The organism is Streptosporangium sp. NBC_01639 (assembly GCF_045209755.1).
GTDB lineage: Bacteria > Actinomycetota > Actinomycetes > Streptosporangiales > Streptosporangiaceae > Streptosporangium.
Genome location: NZ_CP109272.1, coordinates 7,245,328 through 7,271,793, shown reverse-complemented (window position 1 = coordinate 7,271,793; position 26,466 = coordinate 7,245,328). Strand labels below are relative to the sequence as shown.

Genomic DNA, 26,466 nt, shown 5'->3' with positions numbered 1-26,466 from the left:
ACGGACCGGCGGTCCTACACCTTGCGACGTAGCGTGCGGTGGACGGCCACCCCGCCGAACACGAGCGACAGGGCGGTCAGGACGGCGGCGTCGGTCCACTGGAACCGCCAGAACCGCGTGGGCGGGTGGTGGTAGACGACGAACCGGTAGCCCTTGCCGAACAGGCAGTTCTCGTACGTCTTCTGGTTCCGGTCGCTCCGCCCGACGTCCACCCTGCGGGGGCAGATCCCCGCGGGCGGGCTCATGACCTCCTTCCCGGCGGGGTCCAGCCAGGCGCTGCCGGTCAATCTGGCGTCGGAGTCCTCCAGCACGGTCGTGCCGGAGAGCACGGCCCGTGCCGGTTCGGCGTAGTGATCGCTGAGGCTGAACAGGGTGAACATCGTCACCGCGATCCCGGCGACGACCAGCGCCATCGCCGGCAGGGTCCGCCGGAACAGCACTCCCGCCAGGGTGCCCAGGGCGAAGGCGTACAGCCACCACGCGGCCGGGGCCACGCCGACCATGTTGAACACGCCGATGTTGCCGAACGCCGAGTCGATCCCGCTGCGGAAGATCGGCCGCCACAGGCTGACCATCAACGAGAGCGCCAGCCCTCCGGTGACCACCGCGCCACCGAGTACGGCGAGCTTGACCGCCAGCCAGCGGCCGGTGGAGACGGACTGCGTCCAGGCCAGCCGGTGGGTGCCGCGTTCGTACTCCCGGCCGAGCAGGGGCGCGCCCCAGAACGCCCCGATCAGCGCGGGGGCGACCAGGGGCAGCCAGCCGAAGATCGTGTAGATCGCGTCGTACCGCTCGCCCAGCGCCACCTCCAGCTCTCCGCAGGCCGGTGCGGGTCCGGGACAGCCCGGCGGCGCGTGGTCGGCGATGTAGACCACGGCCTCCACCGCCGACCCGAGGAGGAGCAGGCCGAGCGCGACCAGCATCCCGGCGGTGACGAGGATCTGCGCCCGGTGCTGGCGCCAGGTCAGCCAGATCATCTCCGCACCCCCGCAGGTCTCGGCAGCGCGGCCGACTCCGGGCTGCGCAGGTATGCCATCACCAGTTCCTCCAGATCGACCTGGTGCGCGTTCCATCGGGGATCGAGCACCGGCGTGTCCCTGACCAGCAGGCTGGCCTGCCTGCCGGTACGGCTTGCGGCGACCACCTGCGCCCGCGCCGCCATCCCGTCGGCCAGTTCGGCGGGGCCGGACAGCATGAGGTGGCCCGCGAGCAGGTCGTCGATGTCGCCGCTCACCTGCACGCGGCCGCCGTTCAGCACGACCAGCCAGTCGCAGGTGTCCCGTATGTCGGTGACGACGTGCGAGGAGAGCAGCACCGTCATCTCCCCGCCGGCGACCTCGGCCATGATCGACCGCATGACGTCGTGGCGGGCCAGCGGGTCGAGGTTGGCCAGCGGCTCGTCCAGCACGAGCAACTCGGGACGCTTGGCCAGAGCGAGAGTGAGGGCGACCTGGGCCTGCTGTCCGCCGGAGAGCCCGGTGACCTTGCGGTCGAGCGGGATGCCCAGCTCGGTCAGCCTGCTCCGCGCGGCCGAGTCGTCCCACCCGGGGTTCAGCCGGCGTCCGAAGGTCAGCATCTCGGTGACCGTGAACCCGTCGTACAACGGCTTGTCCTGGGCCACAAAGGCGACCTCGCCGCTGACCCTGATCGAGCCCCCGGTGGGGGTCTGCAGTCCGACGATCTCGTGGAGGAGCGTGGTCTTCCCGGCGCCGTTGGGTCCGACCAGGGCGGCGACCCGTCCGGCCGGGATGGACAGCGAGCAGTCGCGCAGTGCCCAGGTGCGCCGGTAGCGGACGCTCAGGCCGGTCACCTCAAGAGCGGCGTTCACGCTATGCCCTCCCGAAACGAGTCGGTCACCGCCACGTCGAACAGCGCCTCGATGTCCTCCTGGTCGAGCCCGGCGCCGCGGGCCTGCCGTACCCACTGGGCCAGGCTCCGCCGCAGCACGGTGTGGTCGGCCAGCGTGGCGCCCCCGACGGAACGCTGGACGAAGGTGCCCAGCCCCGGTTTCCCCTCGACCAGTCCCTCGCGCTCCAGCTCCCGGTAGGCCTTGAGCACGGTGTTGGGATTGATCGCCAGATCGCCGACCACCTCCCGCGCGGTGGGCAGCTTGTCGCCCGGCCGCAGCGTGCCCAGCCGGAGTGCCTGCTTGACCTGGTGAACAAGCTGGAGGTACGTCGACACCCCCGATCTGCGGTCCAGATGGAATTCGATCACGCGATAAACACCCTTTCACTAATTAAGTAGTGAAAGGGTGTTGCACGGGACCTCTCCCCGTCAACTCGGCCCCGCGCTCAGGAGGAGTCGGTGCCGGCGAGCAGGTTCATCGCCTCCTCGTCGGTCATGCCGGCCAACTCCTTGATCAGCAGGTCCTCCACCGCCTCGGCGAGGGCCGCGACCGTGCTCTGGGCGAAGATCGTCCGGATCGGGACCTCGACCGCGGTGGCCCGCCGGATGCGGGCGGCCACCCGGGTCGCCAGCAGGGAGTGGCCACCCAGGGCGAAGAAGTCGTCGAAGATCCCGTACGGACCGGTGCCGAGCAGCTCGTCCCAGATCCCCGCCACCAGCCGCTCCGCGTCCGTGCGCGGGAGGACCCGGTCGGCCGCCGGGGTGAGCACCGGCTCGGGGAGCGCGGCCCGGTCGACCTTGCCCCCGGTGGTGAGAGGCAGCGCGTCCAGGTGGACCCAGACGGTCGGGACGAGCTGGCGCGGGAGCGTCCGCTCCAGATGGGCGCGGAGGTCGGCGGGGTCGGCGGCGCCGGTGACGTAGGCGAGGAGCTCCTCCCCCCGCCCCATGACGAAGGCCTGACCCACCCCGGGGTGGGCGAGCAGGCGGCTCTCCACCTCGCCGGGCTCGATCCGGAAACCCCTGATCTTGAGCTGGCCGTCCGACCGGCCCAGGAACTCCAGCTGCCCGTCGGCGCGCCACCGCGCCCGGTCCCCGGTCCGGTAGCGGCGCGCTCCCGGCATGCCGGTCGGATCCGGGACGAAGGCCGCCGCGGTGAGGGCGGGCCTGCCGAGATAGCCGCGGGCCACCCCGGCCCCGCCGATGACGAGTTCGCCGGAGGCACCCGGCGGGAGGGGCTCTCCGCGGGCGTCGAGCACGTGGACCGTGGTCGCGCCGATCGGGCGGCCGATCGGCGGACGCCGCAGGGCCGTCTCCGCACCGAGGTCGGCCGCGGTGGCGATCACCGCGGCCTCGGTCGGGCCGTAGGTGTTGACGAGCCGGACGCCGTCGCCGAACCGCTCGCGCCAGCGCTCGACCGCGGTGGCCGAGACCTGCTCGCCGCCGAGGATCACCAGGCGGAGCGAGGGGGGCCAGGCGATCTCCTCCAGCTCCTCGACCAGCGAGTGCCAGTAGGCGGTCGGCAGGTCGAGGACGGTGACCCGCTCACCCGGGGGCGAGACGAGCAGATCGGGCAGGGTCGCCGCGCCGTCGGGGAGCAACACCAGCGTCGCCCCGGCCGCCAGCGCGGGGAAGACCTCCTCGACGTGGGCGTCGAAGCTGAGCGAGGCGAACTGGACGACGTGGTCGGCCGCGGTCAGGCCGTAGTCCGCGCACATCCACCGGACCCGCGCGGCGACGGCGCCGTGCTCGACCACCACGCCCTTGGGCGTGCCGGTGGAGCCGGAGGTGGTGATGACGTAGGCGGCGTCCAGCGGCGACCCGCTCCGCACGGCGCCGCCGGTCCCGGGACGGCCGGACCCCGTGCCGGTGACCGTACGGACCGCCGGGAGGTCACCGGTCTCCGGGTGGCCGACGGCCGTGGAACCCGTCGGCCCGGTATCGGTGACCGTACGGTCCGCCAAGAGGTCATCGGTCTCCGCCGGGCCGACGGCCGGGAAACCCGCCGGCCCGGCGCCGGTGGCCGTACGGCCCGCCGGGAGGTCGGCGGGGACGGCCGGGTCGACGGCCGTCAGGCCCTCGGGAAGGACCCGCCGGGTGATCACGTGGACGGCCGAGCTGTCCGCCATCGAGAAGGCCAGCCGCCCGTCCGGGACGTCCGGGTCGAACGGCAGGTAGGCGGCACCGGCCCGCCACACGGCGAGCAGCGCGACGATCGCCTCGACCGAGCGGGGCAGGCAGACACCGACGACGTCGCCGGGGCCCACTCCGCCGGCCCGTAGCGCACCGGCGAGCGCGCTCGCCCGGGCGAGGAGGTCGCGGTAGGTGACCGTCTCCGCGCCGCAGACCACCGCGACGGCCTCGGGCGCCCGCCGTACGGCCCGGTCGATCAGCTCCGGGACCGTCTCCGCGTCCGTCCCGGAGAACGGCGCCGGGACCGGAGCCGGTCCGGCGGCGAGGGCGCGGATGTCGGCCAGGTCGGCCCCGGTCCAGATGGGCAGAGCCGAGATCGGGGTGCCCGGGGCGTCCGCGACGGACTCCAGCAGCCGCGCGAACCGGTCGGCGAGACGTCCGACCGCCTCGCCCTCGAACAGGCCCGTGTCGTACAGGAAGGACAGGGTGAGCCCGTTCCCGTCCGACCACGCCTCGATGAGCAGGTCCACCTTGACCTGACGGAACTCCGCGTCGACGACGGTGACGGTCAGCCCGCCGAACGGCCGCCGTGCACCGGCGTCCTGGTTGTGCAGGATGAGCATGGACGGCAGCAGCGAGTCGGCGGGGTGGCTGAGCTTCTCGAAGGGGACGGCGGAGTTGCCCAGCGCGCCCAGGACCTCGCCCCTGGTGCGGGCGATCAGATCGGTGAACGACGGGTCGCCGCGCAGGTCCCCGCGCAGGATCACCGTCTGGGCCGTGTATCCGACCATCGGCTCCAGCTCGACCCGGTCCCGGCCCGCGACGACGCTGCCGACCAGGACGTCCTCCTGCCCGGTGTGCCGGAACAGCAGGGTCTGGTAGGCCGCCGTCAGCACGGCGAACAGGGTGGTGCGCTGCTCCCCCGCTAGCCGTTGCAGTTTCCGGGCCGTCGCGGGCGGCAGCACCACGTTGTGGTGCCCGCCCCGGCCGCTCGCCCCGCCGGAGTGCCGGAACGGCAGCTCGGGCACCGGCGGACGGGCGAGCTTCTCCGTCCAGTACGGCACGGCCCGCTCGGCCCGGCGGCGCTGCCACCGCCCGTAGTCCCCGGCCTGGACGGGCAGCGGGCGGAGCCGGGGTTCGACGCCGTCCAGGCGGGCGGTGTAGCAGTCGGCGAGATCGTCGAGGATGACGTTGAGCGACCACCCGTCCGCGACGATGTGGTGCATCGTGAGGCAGAGCACGTGCTCGTCGTCGGCGATCCGGAGCACCGCGACCCGCACGGGTGGCCCGTCCGCCAGGCCGAACGGCGCGTTGACCCGCTCGGTCACCAGCCGTTCGGCCTCCTCCCGGCCGCGCGGGCTCAGCCATTCGATCCCGGGGGTGCCGGGCTCCACCACCGCCCAGGGCACGCCCTCCTCCTCGGCGAACCTGGTGCGCAGGCTCTCGTGGCGGGTCAGGACGTCGGTGAGCGCCCCGGTGAGAGCGGCCCGGTCGAGCGGTCCGCGCAGGGACCGGACGAGATACATGGTGTAGGAGGCGTTGTCCGGGTCGAGGCGCTGCAGGAGCCAGAGCCGCTCCTGCGCCGGAGACAGGGGCGCCCTCATGCGCCCGGCGCCAGTTCGTCGAAGATGGCGGCCAGTTCCTCGGCACCGAGACCGTCGAGCTGCTCGCGCAGCGCGGCCACCTCGGCCAGGTCCAGGTCGTCGTCGAGGCGGTCCATCTCCAGGGCGAGTCCCGCGACGGTCGGGTGCTCGAAGAGCGCCACGATCGGCACGGCGGCCCCGAAGCGCGCCTGGACCCGGGCGATGATCCGGGCGGCGGTCAGCGAGTGCCCACCGAGCTCGAAGAAGTCGTCATCGACGCCGACGGGCTCCCCGATGCCCAGCACCTCGGCCCACATCACGGTCAGCTCGTCCTCCACGGGGGTCGACGGTGCCCGGTAGGGGACCGTCCTGCCGGATGTCCACTCGGGTGGCGGCAGCGCCTTGCGGTCCAGCTTGCCGTTGGGGGTGAGCGGCAGGGCGTCCACCATCACGAGGTGCGCGGGCACCATGTACTCGGGCAGGCTCGCCCGGAGCCTCTCGCGCAGCGCCGGCCACAGGTCTCCCGGTCCGGCCGGGACCACGTAGGCCACCAGGCGGGGCAGCCCGTCGGGGCCGTCGCACACGCCGACGGCGGCGTGCCGTGCCTCCGGCGCCGACCGCAGGGCGGTCTCGATCTCGCCGAGCTCGATCCGGAAGCCCCGGATCTTCACCTGCTGGTCGGCCCGGCCCAGATACTCAAGGCGTCCCTCGGCGGTGACCCGGGCGAGGTCGCCGGTGGCGTACATGCGCGCTCCGGGCCGGTCGGCGAACGGGTCGGGCAGGAAGCGGGCGGCGGTCTGGGCGGCCATGCCGTGGTAGCCCCGCGCCACCCCCGTCCCGCCGATGTGCAGCTCCCCCACCTCGCCGGGCGCCACCGGGACCCCGCTCTCGTCGAGAAGGTGCAGCGAGGTCTCGTCGATCGCCTCTCCCAGGTCCACGGCCGACGGTGCGGGCCGGACAGGACCGGCGGTGGACCACACGGTCGTCTCCGTGGGGCCGTACACGTTCCACAGGTTCACTCCGGGGCCGAGCAGCGCGTCGGCCAGGTCGCGCGGCAGCGCCTCGCCGCCGCAGAGCCGGGTGCCGACCGTGCCGGGCACGCCGCCGGCCTCCAGCAGGATGCGCCAGGTCGCCGGGGTGGCCTGGATGACCGTGATCCCCTCGGTGACCGCCAGCTCCCGCAGCGCCCGGCCGTCCGCCGTCTCCCGCGCGGACGCCACGACCACGCGCGCCCCGGACACCAGGGGCAGCAGGAGCTCCAGGACGGAGATGTCGAACGACAGCGTCGTGACGGCGAGCCAGCTGTCCTCCGCCGTGAGCCGCAGCCGGCGGCCGAACGACGCGAGCAGGTTGGCCACCGCCCGGTGCGGGACCGCCACCCCCTTGGGCCGCCCGGTGGAGCCCGAGGTGTAGATCAGGTAGGCCAGCCCGTCCGCCGGGGCGGCGTCCGCGGGCGCGGTCCCGTGCCCCGGCCCGGCCTCGTGATCGGCCCGGTGCCCCGGCCCGGCTCCGTGACCGGGTGCCCCCACACGCCCCGGTCCTGCTCCGTGGGCGGCGTCTCCCTGACCCGGGGCCCGTCCGGCCGGGGCGCGGCCCGCCGGGGGGACCGTACCGTCCTGGGCGAGGGTCAGGACATGCGGCACACCGTGCAGCAGGCTCCGGTCCACGCCCGGCTGGGTCAGGACCAGCTCGATCCTCGCGTCCTCGCGCATCAGCCGGAGCCGGTCCTCGGGAAAGGCCGGGTCGAGCGGGACGTAGGCCCCTCCGGCGGCCCAGACGGCCAGGACCGCGACCACCATTCCCGGCGTGCGCTCCATGCACAGCCCGACGGGGACCTCCGGGCCGACCCCCCGCTCGCGCAGCACCGCCGCCAGGTCGTCCACCCGCCGGTGCAGCTCACGGTAGGTCAGCTCGCTCCCGGTGCCGCTGACCGCGACCGCCTCGGGCGTCAGTTCCAGCCAGCGCCGGGTCAGCTCCAGCGTCGTCACCACGGTCGGTCACCTTTCAACTCGGACAGCCGGAGATCGGGGTCGGCACCGGCGCGCTCCACCGTGTCGGAGAAGGCCCGGACCAGGCGCCGCGCGGTCCCGGCGGAGAACAGGTCGCTGTTGTAGTCGAGGGCGCCGCCGAGGCCCTCGGGCCCCCGCCAGACGTCCACCGATACATCGGACTTGGTACGGCCCACCGCGGGAGTCGGGTAGACCTCGACGGCCAGGTCGGCCATCGTCGTCCGCAGCAGGTCGTCCTTGGGCAGGTTGTGCAGGTTGAACATGGCCTGGAAGAGCGGCGGCCGGCTCAGGTCGCGGGGCAGGCGCAGCGCACCGAGGATCCGCTCGAAGGGCACCTCCGCGTGCTGGAGTCCCCTGAACACCGCGATACGGGTGCGTTTGAGCAGCTCGCGGAAGGTGGGGTCGCCGGACAGGTCGGCGCGGAGCACCAAGGTGGTGGCGAAATAGCCGATCAGCGGTTCCAGCTCGGTCCTGTTCCGTCCCGCGACGGGCACCCCGACGCACAGGTCGTCCTGTCCCGCGGCCAGCCCAAGGGTCGCCTGGTAGGCGGCGAGCAGGGCCATGAACGGGGTGCAGCGCTGCCCCCTGGCGACCTCCTCCAGCCGGGTGATCACCTCGTCGGGTACGAGCAGGCTCTCCTGGCCGCCCCGCCCGCTCCAGCGGGCCGGGCGGGGACGGTCGGTGGGGAGACCGAGCGCGGGCACACCGGTGAGCGCCCGCGTCCAGTGGTCGAGGTGCTCGGTACCGGTGTGCTCGGCCCGCCGCCTGTCCTCGGCCACGACCTCGGTGTACTGGGCGGGGAGCTCCGCCAGCAGCGGCTCCCGCCCCTCACGGTGGGCCGCGTAGCACTCGGCCAGCTCACGCATGAGGACGTCCAGCGACCAGCCGTCGACCACGATGTGGTGCAGGACGATGCAGAGCATGAAGTGCCCGTCACCCAGCCGCATCAGCGCCACGCGCAACGGCGGCCCGGCCGCCAGGTCGAACGGCCGGTTGACGAACTCCACGACGGCCGGGGCCGGATCTCCCGTGACGTCCGTCCGTTCCACGGTGACCGGACCGGCGGGGGCGACGATCTGCACGGGACGGTCTCCGGCCAGGCGGAACCGGGTGCGGAGCACGTCGTGGCGCCCGGCCACGCGGGTGAAGGCCGCGGCGAGGCCGTCGGCGTCGACCGGGCCGCGCAGCCGTACGCACCAGGGGGTGTGGTAGGTCGTGTCGGCGGGGTCGAACCGGCTGAGGAACCAGAGTCGTTCCTGCCCGAACGACAGCGGCCAGGCGCTGCCCGCGTCCTCGCCCCCGTCGCCGTCCCGTAGCTGCCTGAGCAGGGCCGCCCGGCGTTCGGGCGACAACGTGGCGAGTCGGTCGAGCAGCGCGGCACGGCGGTCCGGCGCGGTCATCGGCCGCCTCCCTCGGCGACGGCGGGATCGAGGTCCTCTCCAGCCCCGGCCGGACCGAGCGGATTCCGTGTTCCGGCCGGTCCGAGGTCCTCGCCGGCACCGGCCGGATCGAGCGGGTCCCGTGTTCCGGTCCCGGCCGGGGCCGTCCAGCCGGAGGCGGTCCGCACCCAGTCGGCGGGGCGCTCGATCGGGGTGATGCCGCACAGTTCGGCGACCGCGCCGAGGGGCACCTCACCGGCGACGCCGCGCAGCAGCAGCGTCTCCACCCCCCGCAACAGCGTGTAGGCCGTGGAGCGCGGCAGACAGGCGGTGTCGGTCAGCAGATAGAGCTGGCAGGTGTTCGTGGCGGGGCCGGTGGCGAAGAAGACCGTGGCGTCCACCTCCGACCACGCGCCGACGAAGAAGGTCCGGGTCCGCTCGGCGAGGGCGGCGAGCGCGGCGGGGTCTCCCGGCGGGTCCACCCTGGGCAGGTTGGGCCAGTGGCCGATGGTCCGCGCATCGTTGAAGTAGGCCGACAGGTCGACGGGCCCGCCACGTGCGCGGCCGACCTCCTCGCGGAGCGCCATCATCCTGACCGGGTCGTAGTGCGCGTGCCGGTAGGTGGTCAGCGCCTGCCGGTGCCCGGCGCGCACGGCGTCGGCGAACGTCCCCTCCGGCAGATCCAGGACGAAGAGGCCGTCCTGGACGGCCGTACCCGCCATGACACTGGTCCGGGGGTCGTGCCGGTTGGCCACGATGAGCTGCATGACCGCCGCTCCGTGCCCCGTCAGGGCCGCCAGGAGTACGGCGCTCGCGGTGGTCAGCACGCTGGCCGTGCTGACCGACCAGCGTGCCGCCAAGGTCTCCGCGGCGGCGGCCACGGCGGCCGACTCCATGCCCACCCGGACGAACCGCTGCTCCTCCGGCTCCCGGCGGGGGAAGTCGAACAGGGATCTGGGCACCCGCTCCAGTGCCGCCCGCCAGTGCCGGAACGCCCGCTCCCCACGCGCGGCGCCCGCGCCCTCCCGTTCGAAGGCCGACTGGTCCAGTGGCTGCCACCCGGGGTCGGGCAGGTCGTCCCCCGCGAGCAGCCCCTTCCAGTCCGCGGCGAGGATGTCCAGTGCCCATCCGTCGACCGCCAGATGCGACAGGGCGAAGGCCACCGCCCGGGGGCGCCCGCCACCCGTCACGACGGCGCAGCGCAGCGGCGGTTCGGTCGCGTAGTCGAACCCCTTGGCTGCCAGATCGGCGGAGAGCTCCCTGGCCGCGGCGAGCGGCTTCGCCTCCCCCGCGTCGAACACCTCGACCGTCAGCCTGCCCTCGCGGGCCACCCTTTGGACCGGCCCGACCGGGGTCTCCTCGCAGGTCGTCCGGAGGGTCTCGTGCCGCTCGACCAGCCTGCGCAGGGCCAGCAGGACGGTGTCGAGGTCGCGTCGGCCGTAGACGGGCAACGTCCAGGGCATGTTGAAGTACGGGTCGCCGTCGTCCAGCCACCGGGTCAGCCGCCAGATCGCCTGCTGCCCCCAGGTGAGCGGGGCCGCACCGCCCCGCGTGCCGGTGAACTCCACCGCCGCCGTCCGCTGCCACGTGAGACCGCCCGTCACCGGGATCGGGCGATCTCTTCGGCGACGCCGACGACGGTCGGGGTGTCGATGAACACGTCGAAGGGGAGCTCGACACCCATCCGGTCCCGGACGCGGGCGATGATCTGGGTGATCGTCAGTGAGTGGCCGCCGAGGTCGAACAGGTCGTCGTCCGGTTCGATCTCGTCGACGCCGAGCACCTCGCGCCAGATCGCCTCGACCTCTCCGAGCAGCCCGGGGTCCACCCCGGCCGGGGAGCCGGTCACGACATCGGTCACAGTGTCGGTCACGGCGCCGGTCACGGCGCCATGCGTGTGCGCTGCGGCGGAGGGGGCCGGAGCGGGCTCCGCCAGACCTCCGGATACGGCCGCACCCGGCCCCCCGGGTGCGTGCTCCGGGGCCGCTCCGGGAGCGACGGCCCGGCCCGTGTCCCCCATGGGCGCGACGGGCGGCAACTCCCCGATCGGGGCGTCGGGGCGGGCGGCGACGCCGCGCAGCAGAGCCTGCAGGTGCTCGGCGACACGCTCGCAGGCGGCACGGCCGAGGACCCGCGGGTTGAACTGCAGCCGGGCCGTGAGATCGCCGGCGGAGTCCACGACCTGCAGGTGCAGGGTGTTGCGGACCGCGCCGTTGAACATCATCCAGTCGACGGAGGCGTCGAGACCGGCGAAGACGGGATCGGCCGCGGAGCGCCCGCGGTAGCTGACCGAGACCGGGGTGAGCGCGGTCCGGGGACTGATCCCGCCCAGGGCCCGGGCCAGGGGCACCTCACGGTAGCGATAGACGGCGCGGAGCTCCTCCCGGAGGGTGCTCGCGAACTCGGCGAACGTCCCGTGCGGGGTGGAGAGCACGGGCAGCTCGTTGACGAACGGCCCGATGTGGTCGCGCGTCTCCTCGGTCCGGGTGGACAGGTCCACCGCCACCGCGACCCGGTCGTTGCCGTACTTGTGCAGCAGCGTGTGGAGGGCGGCCAGCACGACCTCGAAACGGGTGAGTCCCAGCCGTTCCGCGATGTCGGCCACCTCACCGCCGAGCGCGAGGTCCACGGCCTCACCGGGGGCGGCACGCAGCGACGGCCGGGTGGCGCCGGGGAGGAGGAGGTCCTGGCCGTCGTGCCAGCGGGGGCGCCAGAAGTCCGCCGCCTCCGCCAGCCGGGCGGCCACCCGGTCCTGCTCGGCGTGGGCCGCCTCGCCGGAGGAGACCGGCAGGGGCGGCAGAGCGGCGCCGTCGTAGGCGGCGGCCAGGTCGCGCAGCACGACGTCCTTGGACATGCCGTCGAAGACCGCGTGGTGGGCGACGATCAGCAGCAGGTGCCGCTCGGGCGCCAGCCGGAACAGGGTGAACCTGGCCAGCGGGCCGGTCACCAGGTCGAGGGGGCGGGAGAGTTCCGTCTCCGCGAGTCCGCGCGGACCGGCGAGACCTCCCGGCGGATCCGCGAGGGCCCCAAAGACACGGGCCCCGGAGCCGGAGCCGCCTTCGGATCCGCTGAACAGGCCGGAGCCGCCCCCGGACGAGCCGGAGACGCCCTCGGACCCGGAGCCCGATGAGCCGGAGCCGCCCTCGGACGCGGGGTCCGGTGAGCCGGAGACGTCCTCGAAGCGGATCGGCGGCGGCACCTCGCCGGGGACAAGGCGAACCTGCCCATCCCGCTCCGCCAGAGCCGACGCGAGGACGGGGTGGCGCTCGACGACCGCGGCGCAGGCGGCGAGCATCACGTCCACGTCGAGCGTGCCGTCGAAGCGGACGGCGAGCGGCATGGCGTAGACCCGGCCGCCGGCGCCCATCCGCTCGGTGATCCACATTCCGTGCTGGGCGAAGGATGCCCGGTCCCACTCGTCTACCAGAGATACCGACATCTCACATGCCTTCCGTCTGACCCGTCGCGGCGGCGTCGAAGAGCCCCCGCAACTCCCTTTTGATGACCTTCCCCGACTGGTTCCTCGGCAGGGCGTCGACAACGAGCACCCGTTCGGGGAGCTCGTGCCTGGCCAGCCGTTCCATCAGGAAGGCCCGTAGATCACCGCCGGTGACCCCGGCGGACCGGGGCACCACGGCGGCGGCGAGCGTGGTGCCCAGCACCGGATGGGGAAGGCCCAGCACCGCGGCCTCCGCGACGTCCGCGTGCTCGTACAGCGCAGCCTCGACCTGGAGCGTCGAGACCTTGAACGCGCCCGACTTGACCACGTCGCTCTCCCGGTCGACGAGGTGGAGGTAGCCGCCGGCGTCGAGGTAGCCGACGTCCCCCATCCGCACCCACCCGTCGCGGAACGCCTCGGCGCTGGCCCGCTCGTCCCGGTAGTAGGACCGGGGGGCGGTGGGCGAGCGCAGCCAGACCTCCCCGGTCTCGCCCTCGGGCAGCGGCTCGCCCCCGGGGCCGGCGATGCGCAGCGACCCACCGAAGGCGGGCCTGCCCAGTGCTCCGGGCCGGGCCGGATCGAAGATCATGATGGTCTGGGCGGGGGCGGCCTCAGTGGAGGTGTAGTAGTTCGTGATCGTCGCATTGGGGAAGGCGGCGGCCAGTCGTACCGACACCGAAGGGGGAAGGGCCGAAGCCGCCGACCCCAGCAGCCGGACGCCCGACATGTCGTAACGTTCGTGCAGGCCGGCGTTGAGGAACTCGATCGCCATGGCCGGGACGACGAACACGGTTCCGGCCCCGTACGACTCGATCAGGCGGGCGAACCTGCCGGGGGTGAACCTGCCGAGGGTGAGCATGGCCGGACGGGCGTCCAGTGCGTTCATCAGCATCGTCTGACCGGCGTTGGTGCCGATCGGGAAGGCGTGCAGCAGGTGACGCGAGTGCCCGAACCTGCGGCGGTTCGGTCGGGTCTCGCCGCCGAAGGTCAGGTTGGCGTGGCTGGCGCCCACCCCCTTGGGCAGTCCGGTGGTGCCGGAGGTGTAGAGGATCTGGGCCAGGTCCCCCGGCCTGACCCGCACGTCCACCGGCCCGGCCGCGTCACCCTCCAGCTCCCCCGGCGCGGCGCTCCAGTAGTCGCCGCCGGGCGGGGCGAGGTCGCGTCCGTACAGGACCGCGGAGGCCGAACAGTGCGCGAGCATGTGCCGGACCTCGGCGGGGGCGAGGCGGTCCGAGAGCGGTACGGCGACCGCCCCGGCCTGCTGCACCGCGCAGTAGGCGACGGAGAAGTCGATCCAGTCCCAGCTGCCGAACAGCAGCCCGACCCGGTCGCCGGGCCGTACGCCGCGGTCGAGCAGCCCGTGCGCGAGGGCGCCGGAGCGCCGTTCCCACTCGCCGAAGGTCATCGTCCCGTTGCCCTCGACGACCACGGCGATCCGGTCGGGCTCCTGCGCGGCGCGGAGCCCGAGCATCTCCGGGACGGTCCTCGGGACCGGCACGGCCGGTGAGGTCACGACGTCCCCGCGTCCACGTAGGCGACCAGCAGCGGGAAGCTGTCGAGATAGGGTGCGCCGCCGCCGAGGTCGAGGACGACGTCGAACTCCTCCTCGACGGCGTCGATCAGCCGCAGCAGCGCGAGCGAGGTGACGCCGAGCGCGGACAGGGAGGCGCCGGAGGCGAGGACCTCCGGAGCCGCGAGCCGCCCGTCGCAGGCGGTGGAGATCATTTCAGCGAGCCGGGACGCGAGTTCGCCGGTCATGCCCGTGCCCGCCGCAGGCTCAGCGGGCGCATGTCCGTCCACACCTGGTCGATGTGGGCCAGGCAGTCATCCCGTTCCCCTGCGAAGCCCTCGGCCCGCCAGCCACCGGGCAGCTCCCGGCCGGCGGGCCACAGGGAGTACTGCTCCTCGTCGTTGAGCACCACCAGGAAACTCATCCCTGGACCTCCTCTTTCCTCTTACGGGTACGGCTCCGCAGAGCCTCGAATCCGACCAGGTCGTCGGGGAGCGCGTCGGGGACGTCGGCGTCGAACCGCGCCAGCACCCGCACGCGCATGGCGACGAGCGCGATGACCGCGATGGCCAGGCCGAAGCAGGCGTACATGAATCCGATGCCACGCCCCGCGCCGGTGCCGATCAGCGCTCCGACGGTGCCCGCCAGCGGCCCGTCGGGCGCGAGCAGCGGGTCGAACAGGGCGGCGCCGTACGGCGCGACCAGGCCGAAGCCGATGGGCAGGGTGGACCAGGCGACCAGGGTGTTGAGCGCGATGACCCGGCCGTGGAAGCGCTGCGGCACCTTGACCTGGATGATCGTGGCGTAGACGCCGTTGAGCAGGGTGAGGCAGAACGACATGCCGAAGGCGCCGGCCGCGATCAGCGGGAGGTTCCGCTGGACGCCGGTGACCACGCAGAACACCGCGAGGGCGAGCGTGGCGAGCAGCACCCCGTACAGGCGCCGCCGCCGGGGGCCACCCCAGGCGGTCATCAGCAGGCCGCCGAGGAAGACCCCGAGGCCTCCGGCGAACGCCACGGTGCCCACGTCGTCGAGCGTCGCGAACGACAGCACCAGCGGGGAGATCATCAGGAAGAGCGGCGACAGGAAGACGTTGAGCACCGCGAAGAACACGAGCATGCCCCGGAAGCCGGGGTTGCCCCAGGAGTGGCGGACGCCGTTCATCATCTCGGCCACGACGCCCTCCCGGCGGCGCCACGGCATGGCGGCGGGGAACCGGACGCACAGCAGGACGGCCGTGGCGACGGCGTAGCTGGCCACGTCGATGGCGAGGATGCCGCCGAGCCCGATGGTGGCCATCAGGCCGGTCGCGATCAGCGGCACGATGAGCTGGGCCGTGCCGGTGGCCGTCTGCACGACGCCGTTGGCATGCCCGAGGAACCGTTTGGGGACGATCTGCGGGATCGCCGACGCGTACGCGAACCGCTGGAAGGTGAGCGCGACCGACAGGCAGGCCAGCAGCGGGTAGATGTGCCAGATCTCCAGGTTGCCGGTCCACAGCAGGACGCCCAGCGCGAGCTGGACGCCGCCGGCGGCGACGTCCCCGCAGAGCATGACCCTGCGCCGGTCGTAGCGGTCCACGATCGCCCCGGCGAGCGGCGCCACCAGCATGCCGGGCACCAGTCCCAGCACCGCGAACAGCGCGAACCTGGCCAGCGACCCGGTGGTCAGGTAGATCCAGATGGGGATCGCGAACTCGGTCAGCGCCGATCCGGTGATCGACACGAGCTGTCCCAGCGAGATCAGCAGGAACCGCCGCATGCTGGCCTGCGGCGCCTTCGTGCCACCGGCGGGCCCGGCCCCCGCCTCCCCCGGGGCCGCCCCCGCCTCCCCCGGGGCCGCCTCCGGCTCCTCCGGCCGGACGAGCTTCAACGGAGTCCGCCCGGGGCGGACGGTCTCCGCCGGGGCCCCCTCGGCCCCGGTCTCCGCCGCCTGGATCTCCGCCGTGCCCGTCTCCCGACGCCCGGTCTCCCCTGCTCCGGTACGGCGGGCGGCCCGGCCGTCGAGGCCCTGCAGCCACCAGGTGGACTCCTCGGTGCGCGCCAACGGCGCCGTCTCCCCCGAGGCGATGGCCCGGTGGGTCCCGGTGAGGATGTCGGCCAGCTCTTCCGCCCGATATTTCACGAAAAAGTGTCCGGCCTCGTCAAGCACCACACAGGCGACCGTCTCCGACAGCCGCTGCCATTCGCGGTAGCGCTCCTGGTAGAACTCGGTCGCCGGGTCCCGCTCTCCCACCACCGAGATGACCGGCGCGCGGAACGGGTCGCCCTCCTCCTCGAACAGCCGGGTGAAGTAGCGCTCCGCCGTACGGGTGCCGTGGCGGCGGTTCTCGATGATCAGCTTGAGCTGGTCGCGCTCGAACTCCTCGACGTCGAGACCGGCGGCGGAGAGCGCGTTGATCCGGCCCTGGTCACTGGTCATCCGGTCCATCAGCGTGCCGAGCCACCCCAGGCCGCGGCCCGGCCGCGCGAACGGGAACACGCCCCCCAGATAGATCGCGTCGATGTCGCGACCGGCCGCCTCCAGGCGGCGGGCGATCTCCGCGATCAGCATGACGCCGAGGCCGCAGTGCCCGTAGAGCACCAGCGGGCCCTCGACCCCGGCGAGGATCTCCTCGGCGCATCCCTGCGCGACCTCGTCGAAGGGCCGGGCCTGCTCCCCCAGCTCGTGGCCGGGGACCGCGACCGAGTGGAGCGCCCAGCCGGCGGGGAGGGCGTCGGCCAGCGGCTGGTAGACGACCGCGCTGCCGCCGCCGAACGGCACGCACACCAGGGTGGAGGTCGCGGCGCGGGCCGGGGTGAGCCGGTGCAGCAGACGGCGCGGCCCGTCGTCACCGGCCTCCAGCAGCCGGGCCAGGTCCCTGACCGTGCGGTGCTTGAACAGCTCCAGCACGGTGAGGGTGCGTTCGGGGACCTCCTTGCGCAGCCGGGCGATCACCCTCATGGCGAGCAGGGAGTGGCCGCCCAGGTCGAAGAAGTCGTCGAGCGCGCCGACCCGGTCCACGTCGAGGATGTCCGCCCAGACCGCGGCGACCGCCTGCTCCAGGCCGGGCTCCGGCGGCACGTACTCGCCGGCGGGGCTCTCGGTCTCCGGCTCCGGCAGCTTCGAGCGGTCCACCTTGCCGTGGGACTTCAGCGGCAGCTCGTCCAGCCACAGGTAGCGGACCGGGATCATGTAGTCCGGGAGCCGGTCGGCCAGCCACGCCCGCACCTCGCCGGCCGCCGCCCCGGCGGTCCCGGACAGGTAGGCGACCAGCCGCCCGCCCCGCAGCTCCACCACCGCCTGCGTGACCCCGGGGAAGTCCCCGAGCACCGACTCCACCTCACCCAGCTCGACCCGGTAGCCGCGGATCTTCACTTGGAGGTCGCGGCGCCCGAGGAACTCCAGCTCCCCGCCGGGCAGCCAGCGGCCGAGGTCTCCGGTCCGGTACATCCGGTCGCCGGGTCCGCCGTCCGGGTCGGGCAGGAAGCGGTCCGCGGTGAGTCCCGGCCGGCCCAGGTAACCGCGGGCGAGGCGGTCGCCGCCCAGATGGATCTCTCCGGGGACGCCGACCGGCACCGGCCGCAGATTCCCGTCGAGCACGTGGACGCGGGCACCGGGCAGCGGCGACCCGATCGGCAGTGCCGTCCCGGCGCCGGTGCCCGCGGCGCCGGTGACGCCCGGCTCGACGGCGTAGGTGGTGATGCCGACGGTGGCCTCGGTGGGACCGTAGTGGTTGACCACCCGGCACCGCCCCACCGCCGCCAGCTCGGCCGCCCAGCCGCGCGGCGCGGCCTCGCCGCCGAGGATCAGCAGCCTGCGGGGCAGCAGCTCGGCCGGGGCGGTGTCGGCGAGCAGCGCCGCCAGGTGGGAGGGGGTGATCTTCAGGTAGTCGATGCCGTGCGCGCGGAAGTAGGCGGCCAGCTCGGGGCCCGCCGTACGGGACGGGATGAGGTGGAGCGCGCCGCCGGTCATCAGGCACAGGTAGAAGACGGTGACGCCGAAGTCGAAGGCGAGCGACTGCAGCAGCCCGAACGCCCCGCCCGGCTCCACCTCCAGCCGCTCCCGCACGCCGGCGAGGTAGACCATCACCTGCCGGTGCTGGACCGCCACGCCCTTGGGCCGCCCGGTGGTCCCGGAGGTGTAGATGACGTAGGCCAGGTCGTCGGGCGTGACACCGCTGTCCACCGGCCCGGTGTCCGCCTCGTCGAGGTCGTCCGGGAGGACGGCGGGCAGGTCGCCCGGCAGCCGGTCCCGGAGCCCGGCGGTGGTGACCACCGCCCGTGCCCCGGCGTCGGACAGCACGTAGGCGAGCCGGTCGGCGGGGTGGTCGGGGTCGAGCGGGAGGTAGGCGGCACCGGCCTTGAGCACGCCGAGCACCGCGACGGCCAGCTCGGCGGACTGCTCCAGGCAGATCGCGACCCGGTCGTCCGGGCCGATGCCCCGCCGTCGCAACAGGTGCCCGAGCCGGTTCGACCGCCGGTCCAGCTCCGCGTAGGTGAGCGAGGTACCGCCGGCGACGACCGCGACGGCGTCGGGCGTCCGTTCGGCCTGCGCGCGGACGGCCCCGTGCAGCAGGCCGCTCCCGGCGAGCGTCACGGGTTCGGACCGGCCGAAGGCCGCCACCCGGCGGCGCTCGTCCGCCGGGAGCAGCTCCAGCTCGGAGATCCGCGCGCCGGGGTCGGCCACGATCGACCGCAGCAGGCTCTCGAAGCACGCGGCCATCCGCTCGACCGTGGCCGGGCGGAACAGCGCGGTGCTGTAGGTGAGGTTGCCGCGCAGCCCCTCGGGGGTCTCGAACAGGTAGAGGGCGAGGTCGAACCGGCTGGCGGTGGTCTCGACGGGGAAGGCGGACATGGTCAGGCCGGGGGTGCGCAGCGGCGCCGACCGGTAGTTCTGCAGGGCGAACATGACCTGGAACACCGGTGACCGGCTGACGTCGCGCTCCACGGCCAGCTCGTTGACGAGCCGGTCGAAGGGGAGTTCCTGGTGGGCGTAGGCGTCCAGCGCCGTCTCCCGGACCCGGGCGAGGAGTTCGGCGAACGTCGGGTCGCCCGACAGGTCGGCGCGCATCGGCAGCGAGTTGACGAAGACGCCGACCACCCGCTCCAACTCGGGCAGGTCCCGTCCCGAGACCGGCGAGCCGACCGCGAACTCCTCCTGCCCGCTGTAACGGGCGAGCAGCACCTCGAAGGCCGCCAGCAGCGTCATGTACGGCGTCGCACCGTGGGCCAGCCCGAGCGCGGTGACCGCGTCGCCGAGCCCGGCGTCCAGCGCCAGCCCCCGCACGGCGCCCTCCCACCGCTGCTCGGCCGGGCGTGGCAGGTCGGTGGGGAGCTCCAGTGACGGCAGCCCGTCCAGGTGTTCCCGCCAGTAGCGGATCTCGCGGTCGTAGGCGCGGTCACGCTGCCAGTACGCGTAGTCGCCGTAGCGCACCGGAACCGGCGGGAGCTCTGCCTGCCGGCCCGTCCGGTGGGCGGCGTGCAGGATGAGGAGTTCCTCCATGACGATGTCGCAGGACCAGCCGTCGGTGACGGCGTGGTGCATGGTGAGCAGCAGCACGTGGTCCAGCGGGCCGAGCCGGACCAGGAGCAGCCGGAGCAGAGGCCCCGCGGCCAGGTCGAAGGGGCGGGCCAGCTCCCGCTCGATCAGGGTGAGGTCGTCGGTGGACCGCAGCTCCGCCCTCGGCTCGTCGTCGACGACGAGCTCCGGGCCGCCGTCCTCGGTGGTGCGCAGGCGCGTGCGCAGGCTCTCATGCCGGGCGGTGACCTCGGTGAGGGCGACGGCGAGCGCCTCCTCGTCGATCTCGCCTTCCAGCCTGGCCGCGAACGCCACGGTGTAGGCGGCCGTCCCCGGGGCGTACTGCTCCAGGAACCACAGCCGCTCCTGTGCCGGGGAGAGCGGCGGCGCGCTGCCGGGCGGGCGCGGCGGGATGGCCGCGGCGACGGTACGGCCGGCGAGCCGCTGGGCGAGCAGCGCCTGTTTGGCGGGCGACAGGCTGGTGTGCGTCACGGCACCTCCGTGCGGGCGGGGGGAACATCCGTCGTTCCCCGGCGGTGGTGGAAGGGATCGCCCTCGTGGGCGGCTCCATGACGACCGGCTGGGCCGGCCGCCCGAGGGCGGTCCGATCCGGTGACGTGAAGACGAGCGGCGCGGAATTCCTCCAGCACCGGGGGTGCGGACGCGCCGGCGGAACGGTTGATCCCGTCGGCGCGGTACTGCGGTCGCGCGAAGGAACATGGTGGCATGGGAACGCTCCCACGGAGGAGGCTAAGGATTACGCGCTAAATTCGTCAAGGTTTCAGGATTGTTTTCGGTCTTGACAAACTGAAACTTTCTGACGTTTAGTCAATAACCGCAGGCAGGGGTAGGTCGCAAGGGTTTTCGGATCAGATCGGCCGGATTTCCTGATTGACAGTGATCTCGACGACTCCTACGCTCCGCTGGGAGCGCTCCCATGCTGTCGTGTCATCCGACGGCCGAGCGTGTCACCCCCGGTCGCCGACGCCAGGAGCGCACACGTGATCGTCACCGCACCCATGCCCTCGGGCCAGCGGAACGCACCGTCCCCACCAGCGGACGAGGATCTGGAACTCCTCCTCCTCATCCGGCATTTCGAGCTCGCCCTGCTCAAGCTCTTCGAGGCGGGTGAGCTGAGCGGGACCACCCACACCTGCCTGGGGCAGGAGTACATCCCGGTCGCGCTGAAACCGCTGCTGCATGAGGACGACCACGTCTTCAGCAACCACCGCGGCCACGGCCACTTCCTCGCCCGGCACGCCGAGCCGTACGGACTGCTCGCCGAGATCATGGGCCGGGAGGGCGCGCTCTGCGCGGGGGTGGGCGGCAGCCAGCACATCTACCACCACCGGTTCCTGTCCACCGGCGTCCAGGGCGAGAGCCTGCCCGTCGCGGTCGGCGTGGCGCTCAAACTGAAGGGGACCGGCGCTCTGGCCTGCGTCTACATCGGCGACGGCACCTGGGGAGAGGGCTCGGTCTACGAGGCGCTCAACATGGCCCAGCTCTGGCGGGTCCCGCTGCTGGTCGTCGTCGAGCACAACGGGATCGCCCAGTCGACCCCGACCACCGCGCAGATGTCGGGCGGCATCGCCGCCCGCGCCGCCGCGTTCGACGTCCTGCACCACCGCATCACCTCCACCGAGGTCGACGAGATCCGCGCCGAACTGGCCCCCCTGGTCGGCGTCGTCCGCGGGGACTCCCGGCCGCTGGTCGCCGAGTTCGTCACCCACCGGCTCGGCCCGCACAGCAAGGGCGACGACACCAGGACCGCCGAGGAGATCGCGCTGGCGGACGGCCACGACTGGTACGCCCGCTACGCACGGATGTTCCCCGACCCCTTCGCCCGCATCGACCGGGAGCGGCGCGAACTGGTCGAGCGGATCGCGGCAGAGGTCGCGGCCCGCCCTCCGTCGGTGTGGGAGCGGCCGTGACCCGCGTCTCGGAACACCTCAACCGGGCCCTGCACGACCTGATGGAGGCCGACCCGCACCTGCACATCCTCGGCGAGGACATCTCCGACCCGTACGGCGGAGCCTTCAAGGTCACCAAAGGCCTGTCCACCAGGTTCGGCACCCGGGTGCGGTCCACCCCGCTGAGCGAGGGCGCGATCACCGGGGTCGGAGCCGGCCTCGCCCTGGCCGGGGACCGGGCGATCGTCGAGATCATGTTCGCCGACTTCGTCGCGCTCTCCTTCGACCAGCTGGTGAACTTCGCCGCCAAGTCCACCTCCATGTACGGCCGGCCGGTGCCGATCCCACTGGTCGTCCGCTGCCCCTCGGGGGGCAACCGGGGCTACGGCCCCACGCACAGCCAGAGCCCGCAGAAGCACTTCATCGGCGTCCCCGGCCTCGCCCTGTTCGAGATGACCCCCTTCCACGACGCGGGCGAGCTGTTCACCCGGATGTTCGCACTCGGTCGGCCCTGCCTGTTCTTCGAGGACAAGGTCCTCTACACCCGGCGGATGTACTCCGGCGGGGTCGTGGACGACCTGTTCCGCTACGAGCTCGACGGCGACGTCGCCCGGGTCTTCCTCGACGGCGTGACCGAACCCGACTGCACGCTCATCGCGCCCGGTGGCATGACCCACCGGGCGCTCTCCGCCATGCGCGCCCTGCTCCTGGAGCAGGACCTGGCCTGCGAACTGCTGGTGCCCGCCCGGCTCCACCCCCTCCCCGAACTCCCCGGCCTGGAGCGCGCCCGGCACGTGTGCGTCGTCGAGGACGGCTCGGAGGGCGGAACCTGGGGGGCGGAGGTCGCACGGCTGCTCTACCCCCGGCTCTGGTCCGGCCTGCGCCGTCCCATCAGCCTGATCAGCGCGGCCGACAGCGTCATCCCGGCCGCTCCCCACCTGGAGCGCGAGGTCCTCGTCCAGGCCGGCCGGATCCAGCAGACGATCATGGAGGCCCTGTCGTGAACGAGATCCGGGTGCCCAAGCTCAACAACAACGACGCCGCCTACCTGCTGGTGGAGTGGACGGCCGAGGACGGCCAGGCCGTACGCGCCGGGGAGCCGCTCGCGGTGCTGGAGACCTCCAAGGCCGCCGAGGAGCTGGCCGCCGAGGAGGACGGGACACTGCAGCGTCTACTGGAGGCGGGGGCCGAGTGCGCCCCCGGCCAGCTGATCGCCCGGCTGCTGGCCGCCGGCGAAGAGCCGGGGCTCCCGGCCGGGGTGGGGTCCCCCGGCCGGGAATCCCTCTCCACGGTCGCCCGCCACCCGGCGGAGGAGCAGGAGGAGATCGTCGTCACCGCGCCGGCCCGGCTGCTGATGGACGAGCGCGGCATCTCCATGGCGCAGTTGCGGGGCCTGGGCAAGAAGGTGATCAGGCGGACCGACCTGGAGGGGCTCAACCGGACCGGCCCTCCCCCGGCCGAACGGGACGGCCACCGGCCGCTCACCCCGTCCCCGGCCGGGCCGGGCACCTCCAGCGTGCTCCCCCTTCCTTCAGCGGAACAGGACGCCCCGGGCCCGGCCGCACCGTCGCTGACCGGACCGGCCGAACCGGGCGACCCCGCACTGATCGAGCTGTCCCGCGCCCAGCGGCGGATCGCCGAGGTGGTGGAGCGGTCGCACCGTGACATCCCCGCCGCGTTCACCGTCATGAGAGTGGACGTGACGGACGCGCTGCTGTTCGCCCGCCAGGAGACCAGGCGGCTGCGCGCCCTCATCGGCCTCCCCGAACTGCTGGTGGCGGCGACCGGCCGGCTGCTCGACCGCTTCCCCCTCTTCTTCGCCACGCCGGTCGACGGCCGCAGCGTCCGCCGGGCGGCGACGGCGGGGGTCGGCGTGACCGTCGACGTGGGCAGGGGGATGTCCGTGCCGGTGGTGCGGGACGCGGGACGGCGCCCGCTGGAGGAGATCGCCCGTGACCTCACCCGGTTCCGTCAGACCGCGCTGAACGGGACCTTCCGGGAGTCCGACCTGCAAGGCGGCACCATCATCGTCACCCTGCACGCCGACGCCGCGGTCGTCCTGGCCGTCCCCGTCGTCTTCCCCGGCCAGATCTGCGCGCTGTCGCTCACCGCCCCGCGCCCGGAGGTCGTGGAGACCCGCGACGGCGGCTTCACCGTACGGAAGGTGGTCAACCTGGGCCTCGCCTACGACCACCGGTACGTCAACGGCCGCGAGTCGGCCGAGTTCCTCGGCGCGCTCAGAACCGCTCTCGAAACCTCCGGCGACGGCGCCCCCCGCCGATGAGCCCGGCCGGCCGCCGGTCCCGCCCCCCACCGGGACGCACGACCACCGGACCGCCCGGTTTCCCGGGGGAAGGCGGCGATGGGAGCATTGCCGGGTAATGACGAACCCGACGGAAGGCCACCACCGGTGAGGCGGCTACTCACGGTCCTGCTGTTCGCGTGCGCCGCGCTACTCGGCGTGGTCACCCCCGCGCAGGCCCACAACGTGCTGATCGGCAGCGACCCCAAGGACGGCGCCCAGCTCGCCACCGGTCCCGGAAAGATCACACTCACCTTCGACCAGGCAGTACGGCAGGGCTTCGCGCAGATCAGCGTGACCGGCCCCGACGGGACCCGCTGGGAGGACGGCACGACGGCCGTCGACGGCCGGCAGGTCAGCATCGGGGTCAGGCCCCTGGGCCCGGCCGGGCAGTACACCATCGGATACCGCATCCTGTCCTCCGACGGCCACCCGGTGGCCGACAAGGTGACTTTCGCCCTCACCACCGCGGGCACCGGCACCGCGTCCCAGCCCGCCCCGGCCGCCTCGGCCGCCGCGCCACAGGCACCCGGCCTGAGCGCCCAGGCCGCCGAGGCCGCGCAGAACGGCGGGGCCGGGATGGCCGTGCTGTGGATCGTCTGCGCCCTGGTCGTGCTGGGCGGAGCCACCGTCGTGGCGCTGCGCCGTACGAAGGAGCAGGGAGCCCAGAGATGACCGTCACCCTTGACCGGACCACCGGAGCGGGCACGGTCAGAAGGCTGCTGGCCGGCGGGCTCGTCTCGGGAGCCGTGCTCGCCGTACTGGCCGCGACGATGTTCACCGCGCAGCAGGCGGTGCCGGGGATCACGCTGCCCGGCCCGCTGGTGGAGTACGGCCTGCCGGTGCTGCGGGTGCTGCTGGACCTGGCCGCGGTGGCCGTGGTCGGGCTGAGCCTGCTGCCCCGGCTGCTCGGCTTCGACGACCCGGAACGGACCGAGCCGGTGATGCGCCGGGCCCGGCCGGCCGCGGTGACGTTCGCGTGGGCCTGGGCGGTGCTCGCCCTGGCCGTCATCGTCTTCCAGACCGCCCAGCTCAACCCCGGGCTCGTGCCGACCCCGGGAATGGTCGCCGAGTATGTCGACAGCGTCGGCGCAGGCCAGGGGATGCTCTTCAGCGCGGCCTGCGCGCTCGTCTACGCCGGGATCGGACTGCTGGCCGTACGGTTCGGCGAGAAGGTCCCGGCCGAGCTGCGGATCGTGATCGCCTTCTTCGGCCTGCTGCCGATCCCGGTCACCGGCCACGCGGTCGACTCGGTCTGGCACGACCCCATCATGATCTCGATGGAGCTGCACGTGATGGGTGCGGCCGCCTGGACCGGCGGGCTGCTCACGATCGTCACGCTGCTCACCGGAGACCGCGAACTGCTGGCACGGGTGCTGCCGAAGTTCTCCCGGCTGGCCACCCTGGCGCTGGTCCTGGTCGGCCTCTCCGGCCTGGTGAACGGCCTCGCCACGATGGCCCTCACCCAGGGGGTGGAGCTGCCGGGCGCGGTGTTCACCAGCGACTACGGGCTGCTCGTGGTGGCCAAGACGGTGTGCGTGGCGCTGCTCGTACCGTTCGCCGCCCACATCCGCTTCCGCCTGCTGCCGCGCATCGCCGCGCGGCAGGGGACGGCGGTCGCGGCGTGGGCGGCAGCGGAGATCACCGTGATGGGTCTGGCCTACGGCGTCGCGGTGGCGCTGACCACGGCCTCCATGTCCTGAGCGCGCAGCCGGTAACGGCGCATGGCCCACTCGCCGCCCACCCACAGGGCGGCGAGCAGGAGGCCGCCGATCAGCATGGTCATCGGCGGCACCAGCGGCGGGGTGTGGTAGGCCACGCTCTGCAGGCGGAGCGCCTGGTCGACGACGACGGTGGCCGCGAGCGAGCCGGCCAGCGCCCGCACCACCGGGATCCGGATCAGGAAGGCCAGGTCGACGGCGAGCGCCCCGGCGATCAGGAAGACCGGCACCGACGAGCGCGGGAAGTCGGTGAGCGCCAGGAGCGGCCAGATCAGGGTGCGGTAGGCGATGTAGACGCCGACCACGGCGGTGGCCGCGAACATCCGGCCGATCATCGCGCGGGCGAAGATCAGAGTGATCATGGCGGCGACCGCGGCGTAGAGCGGGTAGACCTGGTCGGGCACCGGCAGGGTGAAGTTGACGACCATCGTCCGGTCCACCGCGCGGCCCATCTGGTCGGCGGCGAACTGCAGCAGGATGGGCTCGGCCTCCGGACGCCCCTGGTCCCAGGCGGCGAGGCCGAACACCCCGTACTCCTGGTGCTGGGCCGGGAACCAGACGTTCTCGAACAGGAACACGAAGAGCCCGCCGAGGACCATCGTCCGGGCCCGCCCCACGGGCGCGCCCATGAACCAGCCCCGGATCACCCCGCAGATCATGAGGAGCGTGCCGAAGTAGAGCATTATGTGCGACGGGCTCCACGAGGTGATGTCGAGCCCGTTGATCCGGTGGTTGATCAGGTCCAGCGGCACCGCGGTCAGGAAGATCCCGGTGCCCCAGCCGATGAGGCGCTGCGCGGTCCGGTCCACGCCGTAACCGGTGTAGAGATGGATGATCGTGAGCGTCAGGGCGATGACCGTGCCGACACTGTTGAGCAGGTGCGGCGGCGCCAGGTCGTCACGGAGCCACTTGAAGTGCCAGGAGACGTCCCAGGAGGCGCCCAGCACCTTGAAGGAGAAGGCCACCAGCCACCCGAGATACAGCAGCCGGAACAGATCCTCCGGAGTCTCACGGCCTGCCTTCCCCCTGGTCCAGTAGGGCAGGGCCCACTCAATGGCTGGAGTGGCTCTTCGTCTGAGGATCTCGACTGACTTCACGTGTCGAAATGATGCCTGGGCTTTACCTTGCTCCGCAAT

At 73.1% G+C, this 26,466-nt stretch carries 18 protein-coding genes; 5 read left to right on the top strand and 13 right to left on the bottom strand.

Features of this window, described 5'->3' with window-relative positions:
- Window positions 1–14 precede the first annotated feature (14 nt).
- From OHA77_RS33040 to OHA77_RS32985, 12 genes are all read right to left on the bottom strand, one after another.
- Entirely contained in the window at window positions 15–977 is a 963-nt protein-coding gene (locus tag OHA77_RS33040) for a hypothetical protein (protein WP_406313225.1), read from the bottom strand.
- Window positions 974–1,828: an ABC transporter ATP-binding protein gene (locus tag OHA77_RS33035; protein ID WP_406313223.1), complete on the bottom strand. Its 855-nt coding sequence runs from the start codon at window positions 1,826–1,828 to the stop codon at window positions 974–976. The genes OHA77_RS33040 and OHA77_RS33035 overlap by 4 nt, the downstream gene beginning before the upstream one ends.
- Window positions 1,825–2,217 (bottom strand): GntR family transcriptional regulator, encoded by a 393-nt coding sequence (locus tag OHA77_RS33030; protein ID WP_406313222.1) that lies wholly within the window; start codon window positions 2,215–2,217, stop codon window positions 1,825–1,827. Before OHA77_RS33030 ends, OHA77_RS33035 begins: the two co-directional genes overlap by 4 nt.
- 77 nt (window positions 2,218–2,294) lie before the next feature.
- A complete protein-coding gene (locus OHA77_RS33025; protein ID WP_406313220.1) occupies window positions 2,295–5,582 on the bottom strand; it encodes an amino acid adenylation domain-containing protein in 3,288 nt (1,095 codons plus the stop codon).
- Entirely contained in the window at window positions 5,579–7,552 is a 1,974-nt protein-coding gene (locus tag OHA77_RS33020) for a non-ribosomal peptide synthetase (RefSeq protein ID WP_406313219.1), read from the bottom strand. Before OHA77_RS33020 ends, OHA77_RS33025 begins: the two co-directional genes overlap by 4 nt.
- Window positions 7,546–8,970, bottom strand: coding sequence for a condensation domain-containing protein (locus tag OHA77_RS33015; RefSeq protein ID WP_406313218.1), 1,425 nt, complete (start codon window positions 8,968–8,970; stop codon window positions 7,546–7,548). Before OHA77_RS33015 ends, OHA77_RS33020 begins: the two co-directional genes overlap by 7 nt.
- Window positions 8,967–10,553, bottom strand: coding sequence for a condensation domain-containing protein (locus tag OHA77_RS33010; protein WP_406313217.1), 1,587 nt, complete (start codon window positions 10,551–10,553; stop codon window positions 8,967–8,969). Before OHA77_RS33010 ends, OHA77_RS33015 begins: the two co-directional genes overlap by 4 nt.
- Window positions 10,550–12,388 (bottom strand): condensation domain-containing protein, encoded by a 1,839-nt coding sequence (locus OHA77_RS33005; RefSeq protein WP_406313216.1) that lies wholly within the window; start codon window positions 12,386–12,388, stop codon window positions 10,550–10,552. Before OHA77_RS33005 ends, OHA77_RS33010 begins: the two co-directional genes overlap by 4 nt.
- A gap of 1 nt (window position 12,389) precedes the next feature.
- Window positions 12,390–13,859, bottom strand: coding sequence for an AMP-binding protein (locus OHA77_RS33000; RefSeq protein ID WP_406313215.1), 1,470 nt, complete (start codon window positions 13,857–13,859; stop codon window positions 12,390–12,392).
- Window positions 13,860–13,897: 38 nt separating this feature from the next.
- Window positions 13,898–14,146 (bottom strand): phosphopantetheine-binding protein, encoded by a 249-nt coding sequence (locus OHA77_RS32995; protein ID WP_406313214.1) that lies wholly within the window; start codon window positions 14,144–14,146, stop codon window positions 13,898–13,900.
- Window positions 14,143–14,322: an MbtH family NRPS accessory protein gene (locus tag OHA77_RS32990; RefSeq protein WP_326824282.1), complete on the bottom strand. Its 180-nt coding sequence runs from the start codon at window positions 14,320–14,322 to the stop codon at window positions 14,143–14,145. The genes OHA77_RS32995 and OHA77_RS32990 overlap by 4 nt, the downstream gene beginning before the upstream one ends.
- A complete protein-coding gene (locus OHA77_RS32985) occupies window positions 14,319–19,889 on the bottom strand; it encodes an amino acid adenylation domain-containing protein (protein ID WP_406313213.1) in 5,571 nt (1,856 codons plus the stop codon). Before OHA77_RS32985 ends, OHA77_RS32990 begins: the two co-directional genes overlap by 4 nt.
- Before the next feature lie 509 nt (window positions 19,890–20,398).
- On the opposite strand from OHA77_RS32985, the gene OHA77_RS32980 reads away from it, so the two are divergent.
- From OHA77_RS32980 to OHA77_RS32960, 5 genes are all read left to right on the top strand, one after another.
- A complete protein-coding gene (locus tag OHA77_RS32980) occupies window positions 20,399–21,328 on the top strand; it encodes a thiamine pyrophosphate-dependent dehydrogenase E1 component subunit alpha (protein WP_406313212.1) in 930 nt (309 codons plus the stop codon).
- Window positions 21,325–22,311, top strand: coding sequence for an alpha-ketoacid dehydrogenase subunit beta (locus OHA77_RS32975; RefSeq protein ID WP_406313211.1), 987 nt, complete (start codon window positions 21,325–21,327; stop codon window positions 22,309–22,311). The genes OHA77_RS32980 and OHA77_RS32975 overlap by 4 nt, the downstream gene beginning before the upstream one ends.
- Window positions 22,308–23,591 (top strand): 2-oxo acid dehydrogenase subunit E2, encoded by a 1,284-nt coding sequence (locus OHA77_RS32970; protein WP_406313210.1) that lies wholly within the window; start codon window positions 22,308–22,310, stop codon window positions 23,589–23,591. The genes OHA77_RS32975 and OHA77_RS32970 overlap by 4 nt, the downstream gene beginning before the upstream one ends.
- 126 nt (window positions 23,592–23,717) lie before the next feature.
- The gene (locus OHA77_RS32965) at window positions 23,718–24,284 is read left to right on the top strand and encodes a copper resistance protein CopC (RefSeq protein WP_406313208.1); all 567 of its coding nucleotides are present in this window, start codon (window positions 23,718–23,720) and stop codon (window positions 24,282–24,284) included.
- The gene (locus OHA77_RS32960; RefSeq protein ID WP_406313207.1) at window positions 24,281–25,312 is read left to right on the top strand and encodes a copper resistance D family protein; all 1,032 of its coding nucleotides are present in this window, start codon (window positions 24,281–24,283) and stop codon (window positions 25,310–25,312) included. The genes OHA77_RS32965 and OHA77_RS32960 overlap by 4 nt, the downstream gene beginning before the upstream one ends.
- Here the strand turns inward: OHA77_RS32960 and OHA77_RS32955 are convergent.
- Entirely contained in the window at window positions 25,270–26,427 is a 1,158-nt protein-coding gene (locus OHA77_RS32955; protein ID WP_406313206.1) for a hypothetical protein, read from the bottom strand. The two genes, OHA77_RS32960 and OHA77_RS32955, sit on opposite strands and share 43 nt — an antisense overlap.
- Window positions 26,428–26,466 lie beyond the last annotated feature (39 nt).